General features: G+C 44.4%; 1 protein-coding gene. It reads left to right on the top strand.

The annotated features are described in order from the left end of the window. A partial coding sequence (locus HMPREF2877_RS02170; RefSeq protein WP_070578468.1) for a dihydrolipoamide acetyltransferase occupies positions 1–1,176 on the top strand: 1,176 nt, incomplete at its 5' end. Positions 1,177–1,378 lie beyond the last annotated feature (202 nt).

Here is a 1,378-nt window from a genome sequence, read left to right as displayed (position 1 = left end):
GTTATTGGTTATATTGGAGCAGAAGGTGAAGTGGTGGCTGATAACGTAGCTAGCGCACCAGCTGCTGAACCTGCGCCAAAAGTTGAAAAAGTTGCCGCTGTAGCCGAGCCTGTAGTAGCAGCGCAAACGCAAGCACCTGTCGTTCACGAAGGTGGCAAAGTACGTGCAACACCTAAGGCTCGAAAGGTGGCGCGTGAGTTGGGGATTGACCTCGCTCAAGTTCCAGGAACTGGAGCAAAAGGTCGTGTTCATGCAGATGACGTTGAGAACTTTAAAGGTGCTCAATCTAAGGCGACTCCATTGGCACGTAAGATCGCAGCGGACCTTGGTATTGACTTAGCTAGCGTATCTGGAACAGGCTTTGGTGGTAAGATTACTAAGGAAGATATCCTTGCAATCAGTGCTCCAGCGCAAGTTAAAGAAGCGGCTGCTGCACCTGTGGTTGAAGCTAAACCTGAAAAAGTCTTGCCAGAAGGCGTGGAAGTTATCCCAATGTCTGCTATGCGTAAGGCAATTTCTAAGGGAATGACGCACTCATACTTGACTGCACCAACCTTTACTCTTAACTATGATGTTGATATGACTAACCTTATGGCTCTTCGTAAGCAAGTCCTTGACCCAATCATGAATAAGACGGGCATGAAGGTAACCTTCACTGATTTGATTGGTTTGGCAGTTGTGCGTACCCTTATGAAAGAGGAACACCGTTACCTCAATGCATCCTTGATTGACGATGCTCAAAATATCGAATTACACAAATTTGTTAATCTCGGTATTGCCGTTGGTCTCGATGATGGCTTGATTGTACCTGTCGTTCACGGTGCAGATAAGATGAGTTTGTCTGAGTTTGTTGTGGCCTCTAAGGATGTCATCAAGAAGGCTCAGGCTGGTAAATTGAAGGCTGCTGAAATGTCAGGTTCAACCTTCTCTATTACTAACTTGGGAATGTTTGGAACCAAATCATTTAACCCAATCATCAACCAACCAAACTCAGCTATCCTTGGTGTTTCAGCAACTATTCAAACTCCAGTTGTTGTTGATGGGGAAGTTGTCGTACGTCCAATCATGGGTCTATGCTTGACAATTGACCACCGTATTGTAGATGGTATGAATGGTGCTAAATTCATGGTCGATTTGAAGCATTTGATTGAAAATCCAATGGAATTGTTGATTTGAGAAAAAATATCTGAAAACTGAAGTTTTAATAGAAAGGAGAGGGCGAACCAGAGGGAATAACTGAACCCGAGCGTAAAGCTTGGAAAATAGACCGTCTGTCTACGTCAGCAGGCTGACGTGTCAGACGACTAATTTTCAGTCGCTTTCTGGTCGCTCTTGGTATCTTATAAATGGCTTTTGAGATTATTATGCCTAAGCTTGG

Origin of the sequence: Streptococcus sp. HMSC072D03 (assembly GCF_001812855.1) — a bacterium.
In the GTDB taxonomy this organism is placed as follows: Bacteria; Bacillota; Bacilli; order Lactobacillales; family Streptococcaceae; genus Streptococcus; species Streptococcus salivarius_D.
The sequence above is the reverse complement of the archived record's forward strand: the minus strand, read 5'-3'. Positions and strand labels throughout refer to the sequence as shown.